Genomic DNA, 19,646 nt, shown 5'->3' with positions numbered 1-19,646 from the left:
GAAGCGTGACAACGTCGATGGAGGAATCCGCTGCGATGCGATCGAAGATGAGTCAAGAGGGGATTGAACAGCGGCGGGACGGCGGCGACGGCTATGGCAGCGAGAGCATCAAGGTGCTGCGCGGGCTCGATGCGGTGCGCAAGCGGCCGGGGATGTACATCGGCGACACCGACGACGGCACCGGCCTGCACCACATGGTCTTCGAGGTGGTGGACAACTCGATCGACGAGGCGCTCGCCGGCTATTGCGACCGGATCGAGGTGATCCTCCACTCCGATGATTCGGTCACCGTGCGCGACAACGGCCGCGGCATTCCGGTCAACATCCACGAGGAGGAGGGGGTCTCCGCCGCCGAGGTGATCATGACCGTGCTCCATGCCGGCGGCAAGTTCGACAACAACTCCTACAAGGTCTCCGGCGGGCTGCACGGCGTCGGCGTCTCGGTGGTCAACGCGCTCTCTGAGTGGCTCAAGCTGACCATCTACCGCCATGGCAAGGTCCACTACCAGAAGTATCTCCGGGGTGAGCCTGTCGCGCCGCTGAGGGTGGTGGGCGAAGCCAGCAGCACCGGCACCGAGATCCGTTTCCTCCCCAGCCTGGAGATCTTCTCCCACCGCAACTTCTCCTTCGACATCCTGACCAGCCGCCTGCGCGAGCTCTCCTTCCTCAACAGCGGGGTTCGGATCGAGGTCTACGACGAGCGCAACGACAACCGCGTCGTCTTCGAGTACGAGGGGGGAATCGCCGCATTCGTCACCCACCTCAACCGCACCCGCACACCGCTGCACGACGAGGTGATCTCCATCCACGGTGAGCGTGACGACGTGGTGGTCGAGCTAGCCATGCAGTGGACCGACGCCTACCAGGAGAATGTCTTCTGCTTCACCAACAACATCCCCCAGCGCGACGGCGGCACCCATCTGGCCGGCTTCCGCGGCGCGTTGACCCGCTGCATCAACAACTACGCACAGGAGCACAACCTGCTGAAGCGCTCCAAGGTCTCCCTGACCGGGGACGACTGCCGCGAGGGGTTGACCGCCGTGCTCTCGGTCAAGGTTCCCGATCCCAAGTTCTCCTCGCAGACCAAGGAGAAGCTGGTTTCCAGCGAGGTGCGCTCGGTGGTCGAGTCGGTGGTGGGGGAGAAGCTCTCCGAGTGGCTGGAGGAGCATCCCAAAGAGGGGCAGCGGATCATCGGCAAGGCGATCGATGCGGCCGTCGCCCGCGACGCGGCGCGCAAGGCGCGCGACCTCACCCGGCGCAAGGGGGCGCTGGATATCTCCAACCTTCCGGGAAAGCTGGCCGATTGTCAGGAGCGGGATCCGGCGTTGTGTGAGCTCTTCCTGGTCGAGGGGGATTCCGCCGGCGGGTCGGCCAAGCAGGGACGCGACCGCAAGTTCCAGGCGATCCTCCCCCTCAAGGGGAAGATCCTCAACGTCGAGCGGGCCCGTTTCGACAAGATCCTCGGCAACCAGGAGATCGGCACCATCATCACTGCGCTCGGCGCCGGCATCGGCAAGGAGGATTTCGACATCAGCAAGCTGCGCTACCACAAGATCATCATCATGACCGACGCCGATGTCGATGGCTCGCACATCCTCACCCTGCTGCTCACCTTCTTCTACCGGCAGATGCCGGAGGTGGTGGAGCGCGGCCACCTCTACATCGCCCAGCCGCCCCTCTACCGGGTGGCGCGCGGCAAGAGCGTGCGCTATGTCGCCTCCGACGACGAGCTGTTCGATTTCCTGGTCGAGGAGGGGATCCGCAACGCCTCCTACAGGCCGAAGGCGGGGGCGACACCGATCGGTGGGGAGCGGTTGAAGACGGCGGTGCAGAGTCTGCATCGGCTCCGTTTTCTGCTCGAACGGCTCTCACAGCGGATCGACCTGCGGGTGCTGCGTCTGCTGGTGGAGACCGGCCGCTTCGACCTCGGCATGCTGCGCGACGAAGCACGGCTGCGGGAGCGGCTGACCCGGGTGGATGCGGCCTTCTCCGCCGATAGTCGGGTCGATGAGGAGCTGCGCTGGTATCTGATGGAAGATGTCGACAACGGCGGATGGTGGGTCCAGTTCCGGCGCAAGGACCACGGACGGATGAAGATCTCCCGCCTCGACCGGAATCTTCTCGCCACCGCCGAGTTCTCCGAGGCGGTCAAGCTCTGCGCCAACGCACAGTCGCTGGTCGGAGAGGGGGCGGAGATGACCTTCGGCGGGCGGAGTCATCCGGTGAAGGGCTACTTCGATATCGCCGACCTGGTGGAGAAGGAGGGGCGCAAGGGATTGACCATCCAGCGCTACAAGGGGCTGGGGGAGATGGATCCCGAGCAGTTGTGGGAGACGACGATGGATCCCGAGGCGCGCATCCTGCTGAAGGTGTCGCTGGAGGATGTGGTGGCCGCGGACGAGGCCTTCTCCACCCTGATGGGCGATGCGGTGGAGCCGCGCCGTCACTTCATTCAGGAGAACGCGCTCAAGGTGCGCAACCTGGATGTCTGATGGTTTCACCAGAAACCTTCATCGCGGCCATGGACGGACGCGCAAATCAAGAGCTTGGGTAAGCAAGCGATGGATTTGCACGGGAATCGAAGACGGCGCTCTTCGATTCCCGTGAAGCCAAAAAGTCCACGGAAGGACTTTTTGTGGTGTGATCATGTCTGATTCCACCGCTGGCTCCGACCGGACGCTGCGTTATGCCGATGCCGGGGTCGACATCGATGCCGGCAACGCCTTCGTCGGGCGGATCAAGCAGGCGGTGGCCTCGACCACCAGGCCGGAGGTCCTCGGTGGAATCGGCGGCTTCGGTGCGCTGTTTCAGGCCGACTTCTCATCGATGGAGCAGCCGGTGCTGGCGGCTTCGACCGACGGTGTCGGCACCAAGCTTTTGTTGCTGCAGCGTTACGGCCGGCCGCAGGTCGCCGGCATTGACGTGGTGGCGATGTGTCTCAACGATCTCGCCGCACAAGGGGCGCAGCCGCTCTTTTTTCTCGATTATCTGGCCACCGGCAGGCTGGATGGCGCCACGCTGGCCGGCGTGGTGGAGGGGATCGCCGAAGCCTGCCGCCGCTGTGGTTGCGCCCTGATCGGCGGGGAGACCGCCGAGATGCCCGGGATGTACGGCGATGGGGAATACGACGTCGCCGGGTTTGCCGTTGGTGTGGTCGAGAAGTCGCGGATCGTCGACGGCGGGCGCATCGGCGACGGAGATCTGCTGCTTGGGCTGGCCTCCGACGGGGTGCATGCCAACGGCTTCTCGCTGGTGCGCAAGCTGCTCGAGATCGGCGACGCCGATCCGGTGCGCGACCTGCTGGATGATGGCGGCTCGGTTCTCGACGCGCTGCTGGCGCCGACCCGCCTCTACGTGCCGGCGCTCGCCGCGCTGCGTCGGGAGGGGGTGACACCGCACGGTTGCGCCCACATCACCGGCGGCGGCATCTTCGACAATCTGGAACGGATCCTACCCGATGGTCTGGCCGTCACCGTGGACCCGGCTTCGTGGCCGGTTCCGCCGATCTTCCGCTACCTGTTGGCGCTGGCCGATGTCCCCTTCGACGAGCGTTACCGCACCTTCAACATGGGCATCGGATTCGTGCTGGTGGTGGCGCCTGAGGATGCCGGTCGTACCGAGTCGGTGCTGGCGGACGCCGGTGAGCGCGTCTACCGTATCGGCCGGGTCCATGCGCGCGATGATCGGGCGGTGACCCTGATCGGATGAGCGCTGTGCGGAGAGGCGTGACTCGCGCCGGTCTGTTGTCGGCCGGATTGCTGCTGTCGGCGCAATCGGCTGCGGCCATGACCATCACCTCTCCTGTCTTTGCCGCGCAAGGGGCGATTCCCGTCCGCTACACCTGTCAGGGGGCCGACCGGTCGCCGCCGCTGATCATCTCGGGGGTTCCCCCCGCGGCCCGCAGCCTGGTGCTGATCGTCGACGATCCCGACGCACCCGATCCGCGTGCGCCCAGGGTCACCTGGGTCCACTGGCTGCTCTACAATCTACCGCCGACGCTGCGCAGGATCGACGCCGGGGCGACGGCGGAGGAGCTCGGCGGGGCGTCGGGGCGCAACAGCTGGCATCGTACCGGCTACGGCGGTCCCTGTCCGCCGATCGGGCGCCACCGTTATCGGTTCAAGCTCTACGCGCTCGATACCAGGCTCATGCTCGATCATCCCGAGAAGGCGGCGCTGGAGGCGGCGATGCGCGGCCATGTGCTGGCGGCGGCCGTGCTGGTCGGCACCTACCGCAAGCGGTGAACGCTCGGGCGGAACGCGGGGACGATAGGCGCCGGGTGGCGGTGCTGGCCTCCGGCCGGGGCAGCAACCTGCAGGCGATCCTCGAAGCCTGCGCGGACGGCCGCTGTCCGGCTCGTGTGGCGCTGGTGCTGAGCGACCACGCCGATGCCGGTGCGCTGGCCATTGCGCGCACCGCCGGCGTGGCGCGGGTGCTCCACCTCGATCCGGCCGGCTACCCAGACCGGGCGGCCTACGATGTGGCCTGCGCCGAGGAGATCACCGCCGCCGGTTGCCACTGGGTGGTGCTGGCGGGATACATGCGCATCTTGTCGGGAGGATTTGTGCGCCGGTTCCGCAACCGCATCGTCAACATCCATCCGGCGCTGCTGCCGGCCTTTCCCGGTGCACACGGGGTGGAGGATGCGTTGCGCTATGGGGTGAAGGTGAGCGGTTGCACCGTCCATCTCGTGGACGAGCAGATCGACAATGGTCCGATTCTGGCCCAGGCGGCGGTGCCGGTGGCGGACGACGACGATGCCACAAGACTCAGGGCGCGGATCCAGCAGCAGGAACACCGCATCTATCCGGAGACCCTGGCCCGCATGATGGAGCAGGGCTTCGATCTGGTCGGGCGCCGGGTGGTGTGGCGGGGAGGTGGAGGATGAACGTGTGGGTTGGTGCGCTGGCGGGGCTGTTGTTGCCCGCTCTTGCCGGGGCGGCGGTTCCCTCCACGCAGAAGCCCGACGATCTGGTGGCGGAGCGGCTGCATGAGCTGCAGCTGGCCCGTTCGGCCGCGGGCGCGTTCCTCGACGCGCTGCGCAGCGGTGACGAGCAGCGGTTGCACGGCCTGCTGGTGGTGCCGGCGGAGGAGCGGCTCAAGGACAAGGTGATGCTGGAGATGGCCCGACGCGCCGAGTTGATGGCCGGCCGCGACCTCTACGAGGAGCTGCTCGACCCCGGCCGGATCCGCGAGGATTGGGGGCTGTTCGTCACCCTGCAGCGGCGGCCGAAGGCCGATCGCAACAAGGTGAAACTCTCCAGCCTGCTGCTCCATCGCGATGACGATGGCGCCTGGCAGGTGGTGCCCAAACTGGCCTTCAGCGATCCCGGGCTCAACATCGCCCACGACGACGACGCTCAGTCGCTGTTGCGCTGGTATCGCAGCAACGAGCGCAAGTGGAGGCGCAAGTTCGTCACGCCGCTGCTGGGCGGCGGTGGCCTGCCCGATGCCATGCGCCATCTGGTCACCGCGCCGAGGTTCGATCTGGAGCATCTGCGCGATCCCTTCGCCTCCTACCTCGATCTGGTCGCACGGCACAACGAGCAGATGCTGCAGCGCCGCATGGCCGAGCGCCGCGCTGCCCGGCCCAAAGAGCCGCTGGAGGCGTTCGATCTCTCCACGCTTCGGCTGGTGGCGGTCTACACCATCCACGGCACCCGGGTGGCGATGGTCGAAGACAACGAGGGCAAGGGACATACGATCCATGTGGGAGACTACATGGGCAAATACAGCGGCCGGGTGACGGCGATCGACGAAGCCGGCATCCATCTGCTGGAAGAGGTGGTCAACCCCAAGGGGAAGCTGGTGCACAAGAAGACGCTGCTGGCCTTCACCACGGAGCCGGAGGAGGGGGGAGAGTAGCCGACTCCTCCATCCGTTCCGGGGAGCGGGAGCAGCCGTGGGATCCCGCCACGGTCCGCGCGCTGTTCGACCGCCTGGCCGAAGAGCGGCCCGAGCCGAAGACCGAGCTGGTCTACCACAACCCCTTCACCCTGCTGGTGGCGGTGGTGCTCTCGGCGCAGTCGACCGATGTGGCGGTCAACAAGGCGACCGGACCGCTGTTCGCGGTCGCCGACACCCCGGAGAAGATGGCCCGGCTCGGGGTGGAGGGGATCAAACCGTTCATCGCCTCCATCGGGCTGTACAACAACAAGGCGCGCCACATCCACGCGCTCAGCGTGGCGTTGATCGAGCGCTTCGATGGCGTCGTTCCCGATGATCGGGCGGCGCTGATGAGCCTGCCCGGTGTGGGCCGCAAGACGGCCAACGTGGTGCTCAACGTTCTCTTCGACCGGCCGACGATGGCGGTCGACACCCACGTCTTCCGCGTCAGCAACCGCATCGGGCTGGCTCGGGGCAAGACACCGCTCGCCGTCGAGCGGGGGCTGCTGCGGGTCATCCCCGAGTGTTACCTGCGTTGCGCCCACCACTGGCTGATCCTGCACGGCCGCTATGTCTGCACCGCGCGCCGGCCGAAGTGCGACCGCTGCGTCATCCGCGATCTCTGTCGCTGGCCGGAGAAGGGGGAGGTGTGAGCGCGCCGGTCAAGTGGCGCCAGCAGCTGGCGCTCGATCTGCCCGACCCTCGCCCCGGCGCCATCTGGCTGCACGCCTGCTCGATGGGCGAGGTCGGCTCGGTGGTGCCGCTGATCCGCTCCTTCTGCGCCGACGGCGAAGAGGTCCATCTGACGGTGGTCACCCGCACCGGATTTACCCGCGCGATGCGCGAGCTGTGTACGCCCGAAGCCACCGCCGGTCGGGTGACGGCAAGCTACCTGCCGTGGGATCTCCCCGGCCGCATCGACCGCATGATCGGCCACCTTGCGCCGCGCGCGCTGCTCTTGGTCGAGACCGAGTTCTGGCCGGGGATGCTCGCCTCCTGCCGCCGGCGCGGCATCCCGGTGGTGGGGGTCAACACCCGCATCTCCGACCGCTCCTTCCCCCGCTATCGCGCCACCGCACTGCTCTGGCGCCGCTGGTTGGCGCCGGTGCGCCTCTTTCTGGCCCAGAGCGCCATCGACGCCGAGCGGCTGCGCGCGCTGGGCATCGAGGCGGAGCGGGTGGTGGAGACGGGCAACCTCAAGCTGGCCGTTTCGCCGCCCGAGGTCGATGCCGAGGCGCTCCGTCGGCGGATCGATCCCGGCGGGCGGCGGCCGATCCTGCTGCTGGCCAGCAGCCACGCGGGCGAGGAGGAGGTGGTGGTGCGCCATCTCTCCCGGTTGCTGGAGATCGCGCCCGATCTGCTGCTGCTGATCGTGCCGCGCCATCCCGAGCGGTTCGACCAGGCGGCGGAGAGCTGTCGTACGCTTGGCTTCCCGCCGGTGCGCTGGAGCGAGGGGGTGGCCGTCGATGCGCGTCGTTCGGTGATGGTGGTCGACGCCATGGGGGTGCTGGCCGGACTGTTCGCCATCGCCGATCTGGTGGTGGTCGGCGGCAGCATCGCCGACTGCGGTGGCCACAACCCGCTGGAGGCGGCCGTCTGCGGTCGTGGCGTGATTACCGGCCCGTATGTGCAGAACTTCCGCAGCGTCATGCGCCAGCTCGCCACCGCCGGCGGCGCGGTGGTGGCCGAGGATCGGCAGGCGCTGGGCGATGTGCTGGTCGAGATGGTGCGCCATCCCGATCGGTTGCGGCGGCTGCACGCCCATGCCGCCCGCTGGATGGCGCAGCAGGGCGATGTGCTCGCCCGGGTGCGCGCGCAGTGCGACCGCTGGATCCCGCCGCGCGCCTGAGCGCATGGGTCGAGCGCCTCTGGTGGCGCGCCGCCCCGCCGCCGGCGTGGCTTGGGCCGCTTTCCGCCGCCTACGGCTGGGTGAGCGCGCGCCATCTGGCCGCCCGTGACCGCCGGGCGGTGGATCCGCCGCTGCCGCTGATCTCGGTGGGCAACATCACCGTCGGCGGCAGCGGCAAGACGCCGTTCGTGCTCGCCCTGGCCCGGGCGCTGACCGCGCGCGGGCTGCGGCCGGTGATCCTCTGCCGCGGCGACGGCGGACGGCTTACGAAGCCGATGGTGGTGACGGCAACGAGCGATCCGGCGTTGGCGGGCGATGAGGCCTGCATGATGGCCCAGGCTGTGGCGGCACCGGTGGTCGCCGGGCGCGATCGCGTTGCCGGGGCGATGCTGGCGGCGCAGCAGGGCGATTTGCTGCTGCTCGACGACGGCCTGCAGTACCGCCTCCTGCGCCGGGTGGCCGGGCGTAGTTGCGAGATCGTGCTTATCCCCGCCGCCGGGCTGGGCAACGGCGCGCTGCTGCCGGCGGGTCCGCTGCGCGAGCCGCCCGCGGCGCTGGCGCGCGCCGATCTGCTGGTGGTCAGCGGCACCACCACCAGGCCGGACTTCCCCTGGCTGCCGGAGGGGGTGCCCTGTGTTCCGTGGGCGGCGCCGCTGGCCGGGCTGCGCGATGCGACCGGTCTGGAGCAGGAGCCGCCACGGCGGGTGGCGCTGGTCACCGGCATCGCTCGCCCGGAGCGGGTGGCGCGGGCGCTGGCCGCCATCGGGGTGGAGGTGGCCGAACGGCACACCTTTCCCGACCACCACCGCTACCGGCAGGCCGAGGTGGCGGCGCTCTGCCGCGGCCCCTTGCCGGTGGCCACCACCGCCAAGGATGGGGTCAAGCTGCGTCGCCTCTGGCCGAACGATCGGCCGCTGTGGTTGGCCGAACAGCGGTTGGGCCTCGATGGGGCGCTGGTGGCGCGGGTGTTGCGTCACATCGGCCTGGCGCGGGATGACCGTACCGAGCGTACCGGCTAGGCTGCGCTGACCATGGGCAGCGAGCGGGACGGGGCGGCGGCACGGATCGCGCAGTTGGAGCAGCAGATCGCGCAGCTTGAGCAGCAGCTGCGCCGGGCCGAGGAGCACTGCCGTATGGAGCAGGTCCACCATCGGGCGCTGCTGGCGCAAGCCGAAGAGGCGGCACGGGCCAAGGTGGCCTTCTTCGCCAACATGGGTCATGAGATCCGCACGCCGATGAACGCCATCTCCGGCTTTGCCCAGTTGCTCTCGGCCACCACCCTGACCGACAGGCAGCGCGGCTATCTCCAGTCGATCATCGACGGCAGCGAGGCCCTGATGCGGCTGATCAACGCCCTGTTCGATCTCTCCCGGCTGGAGTCGGGCTCCTTCAAGCTCGACTACCACTGCTTCATGCTCGACGAGCTGCTCGAGCGGCTGCGTCGCTTCGCCGCCCCGATGGCCGAACGCAAGGAGATCCTCTTCCGGATCGAGAAGGTTGGGGCGTTGCCGGAGGCGCTGATCGGCGACGGTGGGCGGATCTTCCAAATCCTCTCCAATCTGGTGGAGAACGCGATCAAGTTCACCGAGCAGGGTTCGGTGGTGGTACGGGTGGAGGCGGCCGAGGCCGACCATCAGGATGACGCGGAAGCGGCGATCGCCGCCGGGCGGGTGCTGCTCAGAGTCGAGGTGGAGGACAGCGGCAGCGGGATCGACGAGGCGCTGCAGGGTCGACTCTTCCAGCCCTTCACGATGGGGGACGAGTCGCTCACACGCAGCCAGGGGGGGATCGGTCTCGGCCTGGCGATCAGCCGACGCATCCTGGAGCTGATGGGCGGATCCATCACGCTGCGCAGCAAGGCGGGGGTGGGGAGCTGCTTTACGGTGGTGGTTCCGCTGCTGGTTGCACGGGGGGAGGTGCGGTGTGACCGATTCCGCCAGTCGCGCCGGATCATGGTGATCGACGATGAGCAGGAGGTCGCCGCCTTCATCCGCGAGACGCTCAAGCGCGCGGGCTACGGCACGGTGGAGTGTTTCGCCAGCGCCGAGGAGGCGTTGCAGGAGCTGCATGCGGCGGCACGCCATGCGCCGTGCCATCTGGCGATCGTCGACTGGCGGCTTCCCGGGATCGACGGGCTGGAGCTCTGTTCGATGATCCATCGGGCGGAGGAGCTCGATCCCAAGCCGGCCTGTCTGATGATCTCCGCCTTTCATCCCGAGCGGATCTCCTCCGGTGACGGAGCCTTCCCCTGCGGGGCGTTGCTGCGCAAGCCGTTTACCGCCGATGCGTTGCTGGAGGCGGTGGCGAGGCTGCTTCCGGAGGAGGGGGTGGCAGGCGGCGTTGCGCCTGCCGGGGCGGAGGAGGAGCCGCGGTCGATCAAGGGGCGGCGGGTACTGCTGGTCGACGATCAGGAGATCAATCGTCAGATCGTCGGCGAGGTGTTGGGCGAGTGGGGGTTGGAGGTGGTTCCGGCCGAGAATGGCGCCCACGCGCTCAAGCTGCTCCAGCGGGAGCCGCCGTTCGATCTGGTGTTGATGGATATGGAGATGCCGGTGATGGATGGGGTGGAGGCCACCCGGCTGATCCGGCAGAGCCAGACACTCGCGCGGTTGCCGGTGGTGGCGATGACCGGCAACGACGGCCCGGAGGATCGGGCACGCTGTATGGCGGCGGGGATGTGCGACCTGTTGGTCAAGCCGATCGATTTCGAGGTGCTTCGCAGGCGGATTCCCCACTGGTTGGGGCGGATGCCGGAGCCGGAGGGGGGGGCTGCCGCAACGCAGCGGGGGGAGGAGCCGGAGGAGATGGGGTTGCCCGATCTGGCTCCGGCGATTCCTCCTGGGGCGCGGCGGCGGGCGCTGCGTGCGCTCGATGATCGGCGCGATCTCTACCTGCGGCTGTTGCGCCACTTCCCCGCGGAGCAGGGAGGGGCGGTCGCTGCGGTCGGGGAGGCGCTCGCCTGCGGGGATCGGGAGGAGGCCCGCAGGTTGGCCCACAGCCTGAAGTCGGCGGCGGCGGCGATCGGCGCGGACGCGCTATCGCGCCGCGCTGCCGAGGTGGAGCGGCTGCTCCGTCTCGGCGGGATCCCTGAGGATCGGTTGATCGAGCGGTTGCGCGGGGAGCTGGAGCGGCTGCTCGATCTGTTGGCCGAAGCGCCCCTCGACCGGGATGCAGAGGAGGCGCACGGTGCCGATGGTGGGATGGAGCCGGAGGAGCTCTCCCGGCGGGCGGGCGCGCTGGAGCGGGCACTGCGTCACGGTGAGCAACGTGCGGAGGCCATGCTGGAGGAGCTGATGCCCCATCTGGCGGCGCTGGATCGGGAGGGGGCCGACCGCCTCCACGATCTGGTCGACTGCTTCGACTTCGAGGCGGCGGCCCGGCTGCTGCGCGAGCGCTTCGGCATCGGAGTGGAGGCGGCGCGGTAGTGGAGCGGACGACAGGGGTGGCCGTCTCCCGCCGTGGAGGGTGGTTGTGACGGGACGGGATCAGGGAGCGCCAGTGGAGGAGCGGGGGCGCAAGCCGGTGGTGTTGGCGGTGGACGATTCGGCCAACAACCTGCGGCTGATCTGCGGCATCCTCGGCAACGAGTGCGAGATGCAGGTGGCGCTCGACGGCAGGCGGGCGCTGGAGCTGGCCGTGACCGAGCCGGTGCCCGATCTGATCCTGCTGGACATCATGATGCCGCAGATGAGCGGCCACGAGGTGTGCCGCCGGCTCAAGGCCGATCCGCGCACCAGCCGCATTCCGGTGATCTTCGTCACCGCCATGGGGGAGGAGGGGGATGAGGCGACGGGCTTCGACCTCGGTGCGGTCGACTACATCGCCAAGCCGATCAACTCCCGGCTGCTGCGCGCCCGGGTGCGCGCCCATCTGCGGTTGCATGACCGCGAACTCGCGCTGGAATCGCTGGTCGCCGAGCGGACTAGGGCGCTGGTCGAGGCCCACCGCAACGCGCTGCTCCAGTTGGGGCGGGCGGCGGAATACAAGGACAACGAGACCGGCATGCACATCGAGCGCATGAGCCGATTTTCCGCGCTGCTCTGGCGCAAGATGGGGCTGCCGGAGGTGGATGTGGAGGATTTTCGCCTGGCCGCTGGCATGCACGATCTGGGCAAGATCGGCATCCCCGACCGCATTCTGCTCAAGCCCGGCAAGCTCGACGCCGAGGAGTGGGCGATCATGGCCCGCCATCCGGAGATCGGCGCTGAGATCGCCGGTAAGGCGACCAGCAATCTTTTGGCCATGGTACAGCAGATCTCCCTGACCCACCACGAGAAGTGGGACGGCTCCGGCTATCCGCGCGGGCTGCGCGGCGAGGAGATCCCGCTGGTCGGACGGGTGGTGGCGCTGGCCGATGTCTTCGATGCGCTGACCAGCGTGCGCCCCTACAAGCCGGCCTGGAGCGTGGAGAAGGCGGTGGAGCTGATCCGATCGGAACGGGGGCGCCATTTCGACCCGGCGGTGGTCGACGCCTTCGAGCCGCTGATTCCGGAGTTCGTCGCCCTGATGAAGCGCTTCGCCGACGCGCCACCCCGCTGAGGAGGAGGGCGCAGGTGGTTTCGGTCGCTCCGCCTCAGCGGCGGCGCAGACGGAAGACCCGCTCGCCCGGCCCCTGCGGCTCGGGCAGATGGAGCTCGATCTCCCCGTGCTCGAGATCGGTGGTGACGATGCGTGCCGGGCCGCGCCAGGTATCGCCCAGCGCGATGCCCAGGGTATCGCGCTCCATCATCTCCACCGTGGAGAGGAGCCGGAGGGGGGGCTCCTCCTCACCACCCTTGCGGGGATAGAGGGTGAGCTTGACCGAGAGGTCGTCGTAGAAGCGGACCGTCGAGTGGCCGTCGACCTCCTGCCAGTGGCCGGTGAGCTGGCGGATCAGCCGCTGGGGCACCTCCGGCTGCTCCTGCATGCATCCGGCGCAGAGGGCGAGGAGGGCGGCGCCGGCCAGCAGCCGTGCGTGGCGCAGGGCGGTGGGGTGGATCATCCGCGGTTGACCTCGACCCGGTGGCCGGAGACGGCGAGCCTGCCGGTGCGGCTGGAGCGGTAGACGGTGATCGTCTCCTCCGCCGAGCCGTGGTCGAACAGTACCGCGTAACGGTAGAAGTAGAACTCGCCCTGCAGGCGGGCGTCATGCTGGCTCGCCTGAAGGCGGAAGCTTCGGATCGGCCCGAAACGGCGGGTGAGCTCCTCCCACCGCCGGGCGATCTCCCGGCGGTCGTTCTGCTCCAGGTAGGAGGGGTCGTAGATGCGCGGCAGCGCCTCCCACGCCCCGTGGCGGATCGCATCGTGCAGCCGCGCCACCAGGGCGTCGCTCTGCGGCTGGTGGCTGCTGGTGTATTCGCTGTTGCAACCGGCCGCGCCGAGGAGGAGGAGTAGGGCGCAGAGCCAACGGGAACAGGTACGCATCGCCGCCAATGCTACTGCCGGCCGCGGTCGGTGGGTAGGCCGCCATGGCGCCGCCGTGCTGTTTCCTCGACGGTTCCCACAATGGTCCCGCTCCGGCGGAAAGACGACGCAGGGGGATGGACTTTTCGTGGCCGGGTGCGGAGAATGCCCCCATGGACCAACGCAAGCAGCCCCCGTTGAAGCAGGGGGAGAAGGTACTCTTCATCATGGCCGGCGCCTTCGTGGTGCTGGCGATCATCGGATTCATCGTCATGCAGGTGATGAGCGCGCGCTCGGACAAGCCGTTGTTCGCGATCAAGACCCACTACGATTTCAGCAAGGAGGGGCTACGCGGCGCCACCCTCTTCCGGGAGAAGGGGTGCACCGTCTGCCACCGGGCGTTGCGTGAGGGGACCAACATGGGCCGCACCGCCGACATGGACGGCATCGGTTCGCGGCGCTCCTTCGACTGGCTGCTCACCTTCCTGCACGATCCGGCGCGGGTCTACAAGGAGGAGCTGGTCGACCACCGTCCGGGCAAGGATGCCGGTTATGTGGCCAGGATGCCGGACGAGGAGCTCCATGCGATCGCCCGCTTCCTGTCGGAGCTGAAGGCCGATCAGGGCTCGGCCGCCTCGCCGATCCCGCCCAAGGGGGAGTCGGCCTTCATCGATACCATGGTCGATACCTGGGCGCCGGAGGAGTGGAAACACAAATACCGCGACCTGCGTGATCTCTACAGCCGTCCGGCCCGCCCGTCGCCGACGAGAGGAAAGTGATGATGGTTTCGCAAGGAACCGACGGTTTTGTAAGGCGATCGAAGACCGCGCTCTTCGATCGCCGTCGAGCCAAAACGTCCACGGACGGACTTTTTGGGGTGTAATGCAGTGATGGCAGCAACCACCCATTCTTCTGCGCCGTGGCATGACGAGGAGTATGTCAAATACACCCTCTGGTTCGTCTTCGCCTGCATCGTCTACAGCCTGATCGGATTCTCCTGGGGGGCGCTGATGGGGGGGATCCCCGAGTTCCGCCATTTCGTCGACAACCGCCTCTTCGGCAAGTTGATCGTGCGCGCCCACACCCACATCAACCTGCTCGGCTGGGTGGAGATGGCCATCTTCGCCGCCGTCTACTACATCATCCCGCGGCTGGTGCGGCGTGCCATCTACAGCCTCAGGCTGGTCAAGCTCCATTTCTGGATCCACAACCTCGGGTTGATCGGCATGGTGGTCTTCTTCACCACCGCCGGCGTGATCGGCGGCAGGGCCAGCGTGACGATGCCGCCGGCCGAGGTGGAGCAGTTGGTCAAACCGTGGCTGGCGGTGATGGGGATCTTCGGTACGCTGGTGTTGCTGGCCAACTGCATCTGGGCCTACAACATCTTCCGTACCTGCGCCGGTTGGCGGAGCGGCCGGTGAGGCGGGTCGTCGCGGCGGTCGGCGTGGTCGCGTTGCTTCTGGGTGCGGGCTGCGATCGGGTCGGTGGGGGCGGGATCCTCAAGCCGGGCGAGAAGGTCCCCCCGCTCAAGACCAAGACGATCAAGGATGTCGGCGGTGACCTGGCCAAGATCACCAGCTACCGCTATCCCGATCCGCGCATGTACCAGTATTCGTTCGATCAGGCGATCAAGCTGCACAAGCCGGTGGTGCTGGAGTTCGCCACGCCGGGCCACTGTACCCAGTGCGACCAACAACTGCAGATGCTCAAGCGGATGCTCGATCGATACCAGGACAAGATCGTCATCCTCCACATGGACCAATACTACAACCCCGAGGCCTACGGCACCTTCCAGGTGCGTGGTGAGCCGTGGACCATGATCATCGGGGCCGATCAGAGGCTGGTCACCACCATGCCGGGGCGGCTGCTCTTCCAGGAGCTCGATCCGATCCTTGCCGATCAGGTGGCCAAGGCTGAGTCGTCAGGCGGGCGTACCGCCGCCGACAGGCAGGGCGGCTGACGGTTGGGACGTCGGTGGGACGAGGCGGTCTGCCGGCTGCATCCCGACCGCGCCGGCGTCTGGTGGGATCTGCTGCTCTATCTGCCGACGGTCGGATTCCTGCTGCTGTGGGGGCTGAAGCTATGGTATCTCGGCGGCGAGCGGGTTTACCTCGGCTATCTGCTGCTCTTTCTCGGCTGCTTCTTCGCCCTGGTCGGCGGCCATCGGGTGTTGCGCCGTCTGTTGATCACCCCAGATTCACCGGTGGAGATCGACGTCAACCGCGAGCGGATCCGCATGCGGCTCAAGGGTGGGGAGACCATCTCCCTCTGCAGGGAGGTCCGCTTCTTCTCCGACTACGCCGGCAAGTCGTTCGCATTGAGCGGGATCGACGCCACCGGCAACAGGCGGCAGTACGTGTTGCACCACAAACAGTTCGATCCGGATCGGCTGGAGGGGTTGCTCAAGGCGCTGGAACGCTACAAGGCTTGATCCGGCCGTTCCGATGCCCCATGTGCCGGTGCCGCGGGGAGGGGCGCCGATAGGCGCGGTGGGAACGTGTTCACTCTGAGGCAGCTCCGTATCTTCTCGGCGGTGGCCGAGGAGCGCAGTTTCTCCCGAGCGGCGAAGCGGCTCTACCTCACCCAGCCGGCGGTCTCCATCCAGGTGCGTCAGCTCGAGGAGCGTGTGGGGATGCCGCTGCTCGATCGCAGCGGCCGCGACATCCGGCTGACCGAGGCTGGTGCGGAGCTGCTGGTCCATTGCCGGGCGATCGAGCGGCAGCTGGACGAGGCGCAGCGCATGCTGGACGATCTGCGCGGCCTGCGCCGCGGCCGCATCCATCTGACCATGGCGGCCACCGCCAACTACTTCGCGCCCCAGATGATCGTGCCGTTCCATCGACGTTATCCCGAGGCGCGCATCACCATCGAGGTGGCCAACCGCGCCGGGCTGATCGCCGCGCTGGAGGAGAACCGCTCCGATATGGTGATCATGGGGCGGCCGCCGGAGGGGTTGGCGGTGGAGCAGACCATCTTTTGCGACAATCCGCTGGTGGCGATCGCCGCACCCGACCACCCCCTGGCCGGCCAGGGGGAGGAGATCCCGCTCGAGCGGCTGCTTGAGGAGCCCTTCATCATGCGAGAGGCCGATTCGGGGACGCGGATCGCCATTCAGCGCTTCCTCGACCGGCACGGGCTCCAGCCCGAGGTGGTGATGGAGATGAACCGGACCGAGGCGGTGAAGCAGACGGTGATGGCCGGCCTGGGGGTGGGGATCGTCTCCCTGCACACGCTGGATATGGAGCTGCGGTTGCGTCGGCTGGCCGTGTTGCCGGTGGCCGGTTTTCCGATCATGCGCCACTGGTATCTGGTCCATCGCGAGGGGAAACGGCTGGCGGCGATGGCCCGGGCATTCAAGGAGTTCGTCCTGAGCGAGGGGGCGGCGCTCCTCTCCCTGCCCCGGATGGAGGGGTGAGGCCGCGCAGGTGGGGGTTGGGCCCACCCCTTGGCGCTTCCGTATCGGTGGCGCTACCATCCGACGCGGGTAGGCCGCGACGGTGGCGGCTGCGAATCACACGAATCACAACTACCTCGCCCGGGCGGGATGCCGGGGCGGAGAGGAGGGATGGACATGTCACTGAAATACCCGGTCATCGCGGTCACCGGATCCTCCGGTGCCGGCACCAGCACCGCCAAGGTTGCGATGGAGCACATTTTCCGGCGGGAGAACGTCGTTCCGGCGATCGTCGAGGGGGACTGTTTCCACAAGTACGACCGCTACGAGTTCCGTGAGAAGGCCAAGGAGTATGCGGCCGCCGGCAAGCGGCTGAGCCACTTCTCCGACGAGGCCAACCTCTTCGACAAGATCGCCGAGCTCTTCGACAGCTACGGACGGACCGGACGGGGGATGGCCCGCCATTACGTCCACGACGAGGAGGAGGCCAAGCGCTACGGTGTGGAGCCGGGGCGCTTCACCGAGTGGGAGGAGATCGGGGAGGGGACCGACCTGCTCTTCTACGAGGGGCTGCACGGCGGGGTCGAGCCGGCGCGCAAATATGTCAACCTGCTGATCGGCATCGTGCCGGTGGTCAATCTGGAGTGGATCCAGAAGATCCATCGTGACACCGAGATGCGCGGCTATTCGCAGGAGGCGGTGGTAGACAACATCCTCTCGCGCATGCACGACTACGTCAAGTTCATCACCCCGCAGTTCACCCACACCGACATCAACTTCCAGCGGGTGCCGCTGGTCGACACTTCCAACCCCTTCATCGCACGTGACGTGCCGACTCCCGACGAGAGCATGGTGGTGATCCGCATCCGCAAGCCGGAACAGTGGGGGATCGATTTCCCCTGGCTGTTGGCCATGCTTCACGGCTCCTTCATGTCGCGGCGCAACACCCTGGTGGTGCCCGCCGCCAAGATGTTGATGGCGATGGAGCTGATCCTCACCCCGATCATGCATGACCTGCTCGAGGAGCACCGCAAGGCGGTTGCCGCCCGGGGTTAGGAGGCCGCCTCCCCGCGCCGGGATTCGTTGCCGCCACGGGGGTAGCCGGCGGCCCCCGTGGCGCGTCGTGGGGCGACGTTTCACATGAAACATCCCGATGGAGTGGTCGACGTACTGGTCGTCGGCGGCGGTCATGCCGGCTGTGAGGCGGCGGCCGCGGCGGCACGGTGTGGTGCACGGGTCCGTCTGATCACCGATCAGCTCGACACCATCGCCCGCATGTCGTGCAATCCGGCTATCGGCGGGATCGGCAAGAGCCATCTGGTCAGCGAGATCGACGCGCTGGGCGGATTGATGGCAAAAGCGGCCGATGCCACCGCCATCCACTATCGTGTGCTTAATCGGCGCAAGGGGCCGGCGGTACGCGCCAGCAGGGTCCAGTGCGACCGTCACCGCTACCAGCGGATCGTGGTCGGGATGCTGCTCGGGATCGAGGGGCTGGAGCTCTATCAGGGCTCGGTGGTGCGGCTGCTGCTTGCCGATGGTGGTGATCGGGTGGTAGGGGTCGAGGATCGCCTGGGGGTGGTGCACGAAGCGCGGACGGTGGTGCTCACCACCGGCACCTTCCTTGCCGGGCGGGTACATGTCGGTGCGCGCCACTTCCCCGGCGGACGGATGGGGGATGTTGCAGGAGAAGCGCTTTCCCTCGACCTCGGGCGCCACCGTCTTCCGCTCGCCCGGCTGAAGACCGGCACCCCACCCCGGCTCGACGGCCGGACCATCGACTGGGGGCGGCTGGAGCTGCAGCCGGGGGATCGGGATGCGGCACCGCTCTCGCTCGACACCGCGGATCTGCCGTCGGAGCAGACGCCGTGCGCGATCACCCATACCAACATCGAAACCCACCGCATCATCCGGGAGAACCTCCACCGTTCGGCCCTCCATCAGGGCAACATCACCGGAGTCGGTCCCCGCTACTGTCCGAGCATCGAAGACAAGATCGAGCGCTTCCCCGATCGGGAGCGGCACCAGATCTTCCTCGAACCGGAAGGGGCGGGAAGCCGGGAGATCTACCCCAACGGGATCTCCACCTCGCTCCCCCTTGCGGTCCAGTGGCGCTTCCTGCGCACCATCGCCGGTCTGGAGCGGGTGCGCATGCTGCGCCCCGGCTATGCCGTCGAGTACGATTTCGTCGACCCGCGGGAGCTGACGGGCTCGCTGGAGTGCCGTCGGATCGAGGGGTTGTTCCATGCCGGCCAGATCAACGGCACCACCGGCTACGAGGAGGCGGCGGCGCAAGGGCTGGTCGCCGGCATCAATGCGGCGGCGCGGGCGGCGGGGCGGGCGCCGTGGATTCCCGATCGCAGCAGGTGTTACCTCGGGGTGCTGATCGACGATCTGGTGGTCAAGGGGGTGATCGAGCCTTATCGGATGTTCACCTCGCGGGCGGAGTTCCGTCTCTCCCTGCGTCAGGACAACGCCTGGCTGCGGCTGGGAAGGGAGGCACGCACACTGGGGCTGCTCGACGCCGCGCGGTCGCGCCGTGTCGCGCGGCTGAAGCGGCGGTATGACCGGATCCATGAGGAGATCGGCGCCACCACCATCGGCTGCAGCGGGCGATGGCGGGCCCGCCTGGAGGCGCTGGGGTTGCCGCCGGTCGCCTCTGCGACCCCCTTCGCCGCCTACTGCCACCGCCGGGATGTCGATCCATTGCGGGCGTTGGCGCTGCTCGATGGTTGGGACGAGGAGGCGGCTGCGGATCGGGTGCTGCGCGAGACGGTGCTGGCCGATCTCCACTACCACGGCTATCTGGAGCAGGAAGAGCGCGAACGCGCCCGCTTCCGGCTGATGGAGCGGCGGGCCATTCCTGTGGGGTTCGACTACGAAGCGGTCGAAGGGCTGAGCCATGAGTGCCGCGAGATCCTCGCGCAGAGACGGCCGGCGACCCTCGGGCAGGCGGCACGCATCCCTGGGGTGACACCGGCGGCGGTCAGCGTGCTGGCGCTCCATCTGCAGCGCGGGTGACCGATCACGTCGCGGCGAGACTACGCGCTTATGCGCGGGAGGTGTTGCGCTTCCGTCGCGCGCTCAATCTGACGGCCCTCGAGCGCGAGGATGCGCTCTTCTCCCGAATGATCG

The 19,646-nt window shown here is 67.9% G+C and carries 18 protein-coding genes and 1 pseudogene; 17 read left to right on the top strand and 2 right to left on the bottom strand.

The genetic code is table 11. The features are described 5' to 3' along the window. Window positions 1-47 precede the first annotated feature (47 nt). From gyrB to D6682_05830, 10 genes and pseudogenes are all read left to right on the top strand, one after another. On the top strand, window positions 48-2,492 hold the full coding sequence (gyrB, locus tag D6682_05875) for a DNA topoisomerase (ATP-hydrolyzing) subunit B (GenBank protein ID RMH50892.1): 2,445 nt from the start codon (window positions 48-50) through the stop codon (window positions 2,490-2,492). A 154-nt stretch (window positions 2,493-2,646) separates the two neighbouring features. After that, a complete protein-coding gene (locus D6682_05870; protein ID RMH50891.1) occupies window positions 2,647-3,708 on the top strand; it encodes a phosphoribosylformylglycinamidine cyclo-ligase in 1,062 nt (353 codons plus the stop codon). A 77-nt stretch (window positions 3,709-3,785) separates the two neighbouring features. After that, the gene (locus D6682_05865) at window positions 3,786-4,244 is read left to right on the top strand and encodes a YbhB/YbcL family Raf kinase inhibitor-like protein (GenBank protein ID RMH50890.1); all 459 of its coding nucleotides are present in this window, start codon (window positions 3,786-3,788) and stop codon (window positions 4,242-4,244) included. 41 nt (window positions 4,245-4,285) lie between these two features. Then, window positions 4,286-4,888 carry a phosphoribosylglycinamide formyltransferase gene (locus D6682_05860; GenBank protein ID RMH50915.1) on the top strand — a complete coding sequence of 201 codons (603 nt, stop codon included), beginning with the start codon at window positions 4,286-4,288 and terminating at the stop codon, window positions 4,886-4,888. After that, window positions 4,867-5,865, top strand: a complete 999-nt coding sequence (locus tag D6682_05855; GenBank protein RMH50889.1) for a hypothetical protein — start codon at window positions 4,867-4,869, stop codon at window positions 5,863-5,865. The genes D6682_05860 and D6682_05855 overlap by 22 nt, the downstream gene beginning before the upstream one ends. Before the next feature lie 11 nt (window positions 5,866-5,876). Then, the gene (gene nth / locus D6682_05850; GenBank protein RMH50914.1) at window positions 5,877-6,539 is read left to right on the top strand and encodes an endonuclease III; all 663 of its coding nucleotides are present in this window, start codon (window positions 5,877-5,879) and stop codon (window positions 6,537-6,539) included. 26 nt (window positions 6,540-6,565) lie between these two features. Further along, window positions 6,566-7,735 (top strand): 3-deoxy-D-manno-octulosonic acid transferase, encoded by a 1,170-nt coding sequence (locus D6682_05845; GenBank protein ID RMH50913.1) that lies wholly within the window; start codon window positions 6,566-6,568, stop codon window positions 7,733-7,735. After that, a complete protein-coding gene (gene lpxK / locus D6682_05840; GenBank protein ID RMH50912.1) occupies window positions 7,660-8,754 on the top strand; it encodes a tetraacyldisaccharide 4'-kinase in 1,095 nt (364 codons plus the stop codon). Before D6682_05845 ends, lpxK begins: the two co-directional genes overlap by 76 nt. A gap of 12 nt (window positions 8,755-8,766) precedes the next feature. Further along, window positions 8,767-11,160, top strand: coding sequence for a sensor histidine kinase (locus D6682_05835; protein ID RMH50888.1), 2,394 nt, complete (start codon window positions 8,767-8,769; stop codon window positions 11,158-11,160). 100 nt (window positions 11,161-11,260) lie between these two features. After that, window positions 11,261-12,274: pseudogene (locus D6682_05830) on the top strand (response regulator). A 34-nt stretch (window positions 12,275-12,308) separates the two neighbouring features. Here D6682_05830 and D6682_05825 read toward each other — a convergent pair. Together D6682_05825 and D6682_05820 are read right to left on the bottom strand one after the other, a co-directional pair. Further along, a complete protein-coding gene (locus tag D6682_05825) occupies window positions 12,309-12,716 on the bottom strand; it encodes a hypothetical protein (protein ID RMH50887.1) in 408 nt (135 codons plus the stop codon). Next, on the bottom strand, window positions 12,713-13,147 hold the full coding sequence (locus D6682_05820) for a hypothetical protein (protein ID RMH50886.1): 435 nt from the start codon (window positions 13,145-13,147) through the stop codon (window positions 12,713-12,715). The genes D6682_05825 and D6682_05820 overlap by 4 nt, the downstream gene beginning before the upstream one ends. A 143-nt stretch (window positions 13,148-13,290) precedes the next feature. Here D6682_05820 and D6682_05815 point away from each other — a divergent pair, with 143 nt between their 5' ends. From D6682_05815 to mnmG, 7 genes are all read left to right on the top strand, one after another. Further along, a complete protein-coding gene (locus tag D6682_05815; protein ID RMH50885.1) occupies window positions 13,291-13,896 on the top strand; it encodes a cytochrome c in 606 nt (201 codons plus the stop codon). Window positions 13,897-14,007: 111 nt separating this feature from the next. Further along, on the top strand, window positions 14,008-14,538 hold the full coding sequence (locus D6682_05810) for a cbb3-type cytochrome c oxidase subunit I (protein RMH50884.1): 531 nt from the start codon (window positions 14,008-14,010) through the stop codon (window positions 14,536-14,538). Further along, complete coding sequence (locus D6682_05805; GenBank protein ID RMH50911.1) at window positions 14,535-15,077, top strand: thioredoxin; 543 nt, start codon at window positions 14,535-14,537, stop codon at window positions 15,075-15,077. The genes D6682_05810 and D6682_05805 overlap by 4 nt, the downstream gene beginning before the upstream one ends. A 3-nt stretch (window positions 15,078-15,080) precedes the next feature. Beyond that, window positions 15,081-15,548 carry a hypothetical protein gene (locus tag D6682_05800; protein RMH50883.1) on the top strand — a complete coding sequence of 156 codons (468 nt, stop codon included), beginning with the start codon at window positions 15,081-15,083 and terminating at the stop codon, window positions 15,546-15,548. 75 nt (window positions 15,549-15,623) lie between these two features. Continuing rightward, the gene (locus D6682_05795; protein ID RMH50910.1) at window positions 15,624-16,532 is read left to right on the top strand and encodes a LysR family transcriptional regulator; all 909 of its coding nucleotides are present in this window, start codon (window positions 15,624-15,626) and stop codon (window positions 16,530-16,532) included. A gap of 156 nt (window positions 16,533-16,688) precedes the next feature. Next, window positions 16,689-17,567 carry a phosphoribulokinase gene (locus D6682_05790; protein ID RMH50909.1) on the top strand — a complete coding sequence of 293 codons (879 nt, stop codon included), beginning with the start codon at window positions 16,689-16,691 and terminating at the stop codon, window positions 17,565-17,567. Window positions 17,568-17,651: 84 nt separating this feature from the next. Next, the gene (gene mnmG / locus D6682_05785) at window positions 17,652-19,532 is read left to right on the top strand and encodes a tRNA uridine-5-carboxymethylaminomethyl(34) synthesis enzyme MnmG (protein ID RMH50882.1); all 1,881 of its coding nucleotides are present in this window, start codon (window positions 17,652-17,654) and stop codon (window positions 19,530-19,532) included. Window positions 19,533-19,646: the final 114 nt, after the last annotated feature.

It is taken from the genome of Zetaproteobacteria bacterium (assembly GCA_003696765.1).
In the GTDB taxonomy this organism is placed as follows: domain Bacteria; phylum Pseudomonadota; class Zetaproteobacteria; order Mariprofundales; family J009; genus RFFX01.
Note: the sequence above shows the minus strand (reverse complement) of the source record. Positions and strands in the feature narration are given on the sequence as shown.